This is a genomic window from Parabacteroides sp. ZJ-118 (genome assembly GCF_011038785.1).
Classification (GTDB): Bacteria; Bacteroidota; Bacteroidia; order Bacteroidales; family Tannerellaceae; genus Parabacteroides.
Genome location: NZ_JAAKDT010000078.1, coordinates 1 through 3,713 on the forward strand (window position 1 = coordinate 1; position 3,713 = coordinate 3,713).

Here is a 3,713-nt window from a genome sequence, read left to right on the forward strand (position 1 = left end):
CCAAAATCGTGCGCGGGTGCACCGATTACAGCAGCATGCTCCCCATGAACATGGGTTTGAGTACTAATAAATACTAAATGTTTAATGAAAACAAAATCAGGGGATAGAAGCTAACAGCCATTGAATCCGTGATTTGCAATTTCGTCCGGCTGTGCTTGGACGCTTACTATGTCTACTACATCTCATCCGATGGGCGCAACTACTACCAGGCGACCGACGAGGCGAAGATGCAGGGCTGCGAGAGCGTAACCATCAGCGTTACCTGCTCGGACGGCGCCACGCTCGGACAGGGCACAACGCAGTACAAGTGCCGCAGCTGCGGCGGTTCGCTGGGTGCCCACACCAAGCGGTGTGCGATGCAGACCTCCGTGTCGGAGAACAACCTCGACCTCTCGGAACTGGATGCACAGCAGCGCGAGGCGGACAGTCAGGTGGCGGCGCTCCAGTCGCAAATCAGCCAGGCAGAATCGGAGAATGCCGCGCTGCTGCGGCTGATTGCCGAGTCGAGCATCGAGGATGCCGCGGTCTACCGCCAGCAGTACAATGCCAACAAGACGCGCATCGACCAGTTGAAGACGGAACTTGCCGTGTGGCAGCAGAAGCAGTCGGAACTCGCGCAGGCGAAAGCCGAAGCCGCCGGCGATAACGATGTGCCGACGGATGACTACTACCGCATACCCGCCATTATGCAGGACTGCAAATCGGCGTACAACCTCTCGTGGCAGGACGGCGGCTCGTGGAGCGGCTACACCTTTGTCCGCAAGGCGACGATGCCCAACGTGAACGGCATCGTAACTTTCAAGGCGACCATAACGATTGCCCGCAAGCCGAAATACTTTTTAGGCATCAAGATCCACCGCACCATCGTCCAAATCAGCTGGGAGCTGACAACGGAGTACACCGATACGCACGTCGCCGATGTGCTGACCTTTGACAGCAGTATGTCCGAGGCGGAGAAGGCGCGGCAGGTCAACGACCGCATTGCGGAGCTGGCACGGGAGCATCCGACCTGCAAGATAACGACGGAGTATGCCCGAACAGCCCCGATGGAGGATGCGGCGACGGACGATGTCTGGCATCTGCTGTGGTCGAGCGACCGACTGGAGATTGCCCGCGAGGTGGATTCGCGCCTGACGAAGATCTATGCCGACTTGGTGTCGCTCGAAAAGATGATGCACTACAAGCGCAGCATCGTCGATGTTTTGAAAGATGTGCTGCCGCCGCTCGATGACAATCAGGGCCGCCGGTTCACGCTTGTCGAGGAGTGCCACCGGCGATGGATGGAGAATGCCCGAAACGGCGGAAAGGAGGACGGACTATGAAACGGATGCTTTTGATTGTCGCCGTGCTGCTGACGCTCCTGCCCGGAGCGGTCAAGGCGCAGTTGATGTTCGATATTCCGTCGGTCGAAGCCTACATCAACGACCACAAGCAGCAGCGCAGCCTGCTGCTTGCCCGCAGCACCTTGGAGTACAGCAACAGACTGCTGCACGAGTACAGCCGCAAGGAGGTCGGTGAATATAAGGAACTGAATGTCGATCTTGACAAGTACACGCGGGCATTCGATGTCATAGACGTGATGTACCAGACGCTGCGCACGGCTTTGAACGTGAAGAACACCTATCACACGGTAAGCGACCGCATCGGCGACTACAAGACGATGCTCGAAGCGTTCAACGACAAGGTGCTGCGGCGCGGCAAACCCGAATGGGCCGACCTGCAAATCATCACCATCAACGCACAGGCCATCGAGAACATCGCCAGCGAGGGCGAGCAGCTCTACAGGTCCGTGAGCGATTTGGTGCTGTACGCTACGGGAGCCGCCGCCTGCTCGACCGCCGACCTGCTGTTGGTCTTCGAGTCGGTCAACAGGTCGCTCGACAACATCGAGCGGCATCTGAACCGCGCCTACTTCGAAACGTGGCGATACATACAGGTTCGGATCGGCTATTGGAAGAGCCGGATCTACCGCTCGAAGATGCGGCAGGAGATCATCGACGGCGCATTCGGCAGGTGGCGCGGCGCCGGCAGATTGGATTATTAACAAGCAAAGGGAAAAGTAAGATGAAACGATTGATTTTACTTGTGGTACTGCTGGCGGGCGTCGCGGGCGCCCAGGCGCAGACGGTAACCTACAACCACGACGCAGCCAAGATGAATCAGATCACCGTCATGGAGACAGGGGCAGGAGTCCTCAAACCGGAATTGTACTATCGGCTGTTCCACAACAGGTACAGAAAGAGAGCCGCATCCACAAACAAACTCTCATACCGCACGCTCTCCGGTGTTCATCTCTACAATCAGGTCGATGAAGCCAAGACCATCGACACAGCGCTTGTCAAGCGTGCCGAGATCGAGGCGCTGAATATGGCGGACCGGCAGATAGACCTTGCATGGCTGGCCGAGGGCGACAAGGTAAACAAGACGATGGAGCGTTTCAAGCGCAACATCGACCGCATCGTCTCGGCGGGCGGCTCGCCCTCGGACAGGGAGCGGTGGACGGAATACTACCGAGTGTATGAATGTGCACTTTCGGCTGTGAAGGATGCCTATATGCCCAATGCACAGCGCAAGAAGGAATATCTGCGCATTTACGACGATGTATCGAAGCAGAACGAATTGCTTGTGCGCTACTTGGTCAGTCGTCACAACGCCGCACTTGCAAGCGACCTTTTGGCGGCGACAGACAGCAGGACGGTGAACAAGTCGAGCATTGCCTCCAATGCGCTGGGCCGCTGGAACAGCGCGCGCCGTATGGTGCGCAGCTCGAACTCCAGCGGCAGCGATGACGACGGCAACGGTGAAGAAAGTGTAAACAGATAAAAATAAATACAATGGCAAGCGAAGGAATACTTTCGGATTTCGGCATCGACCTGCTTGAAGAGGAGATCGATGATGTCATCTTTCAGACGAACGAGTTTCTGACGGATGCCACCTTCACCGGCTCGCAGGGGCCGTTCTGGTGGATACTCCAGATGTGCATGGCCTTGGCGGCTCTCTTCTCCCTTATCGTGGCGGCGGGTATCGCCTACAAGATGATGGTCAAGCACGAGCCGCTGGATGTGATGAAACTCTTCCGTCCGCTGGCCGTCTCGATTGTCCTCTGCTGGTGGTATCCGCCGGCAGACACGGGTATGGTGCGCAGCGGCAGCAACTGGTGCTTTCTGGATTTTCTCTCCTACATTCCCAACTGCATAGGCTCCTACACGCACGACCTCTACCAAGCGGAGGCGGCGCAGATAACGGACAAGTTTGAGGAGGTGCAGGAGCTGATTTATGTGCGCGACACGCTCTACACCAATTTGCAGGCACAGGCGGATGTGGCGCACGCCGGCACCTCCGACCCCAATCTTATCGAGGCGACGATGGAGCAGACGGGCGTGGATGCCGTGACGAGTATGGAGAAGGACGCGGCGGAGCTGTGGTTTACCTCCCTAACGGCGGGTGCTGTGGTGGGCATCGACAAGATCATCATGCTCATCGCGCTGATCGTCTTCCGCATAGGCTGGTGGGCCACTAAACAATATGTTGTTGCAACTGATTTATAATTACATAATTAAACTCATAACACACCATGTGGGTAACAATTCAGTCCCCCACACAGGCACGCCCGTGAAATAAACAGAGGTAACAGTTGGCCATCCGGGCACACAAGTCACCTCTGTCCGCAAAATGGCTAACGCCGTTTTGCTATCGAAAAAGATGGTATCTTT

2 protein-coding genes and 2 pseudogenes are annotated in these 3,713 nt (G+C 56.6%); all 4 read left to right on the forward strand.

Features of this window, described 5'->3' with window-relative positions:
• Positions 1-167 precede the first annotated feature (167 nt).
• Positions 168-1,322 (forward strand): annotated as a pseudogene (locus tag G7Y39_RS13055) (hypothetical protein); the annotation flags it as partial.
• Positions 1,319-2,044, forward strand: a complete 726-nt coding sequence (locus G7Y39_RS13060) for a hypothetical protein (RefSeq protein ID WP_165157875.1) — start codon at positions 1,319-1,321, stop codon at positions 2,042-2,044. The pseudogene G7Y39_RS13055 and the gene G7Y39_RS13060, both read left to right, overlap by 4 nt.
• A gap of 20 nt (positions 2,045-2,064) precedes the next feature.
• The gene (locus tag G7Y39_RS13065; protein ID WP_165157876.1) at positions 2,065-2,823 is read left to right on the forward strand and encodes a DUF5045 domain-containing protein; all 759 of its coding nucleotides are present in this window, start codon (positions 2,065-2,067) and stop codon (positions 2,821-2,823) included.
• Positions 2,824-2,834: 11 nt separating this feature from the next.
• Positions 2,835-3,518: pseudogene (locus tag G7Y39_RS13070) on the forward strand (hypothetical protein); the annotation flags it as partial.
• Between the last annotated feature and the right edge of the window lie 195 nt (positions 3,519-3,713).

Bases quoted from the DNA above. Each gene is read 5' to 3' on its own strand.
- G7Y39_RS13060 (WP_165157875.1), top strand. From the start codon at position 1,319: ATGAAACGGATGCTTTTGATTGTCGCCGTGCTGCTGACGCTCCTGCCC.
- G7Y39_RS13065 (WP_165157876.1), top strand. From the start codon at position 2,065: ATGAAACGATTGATTTTACTTGTGGTACTGCTGGCGGGCGTCGCGGGC.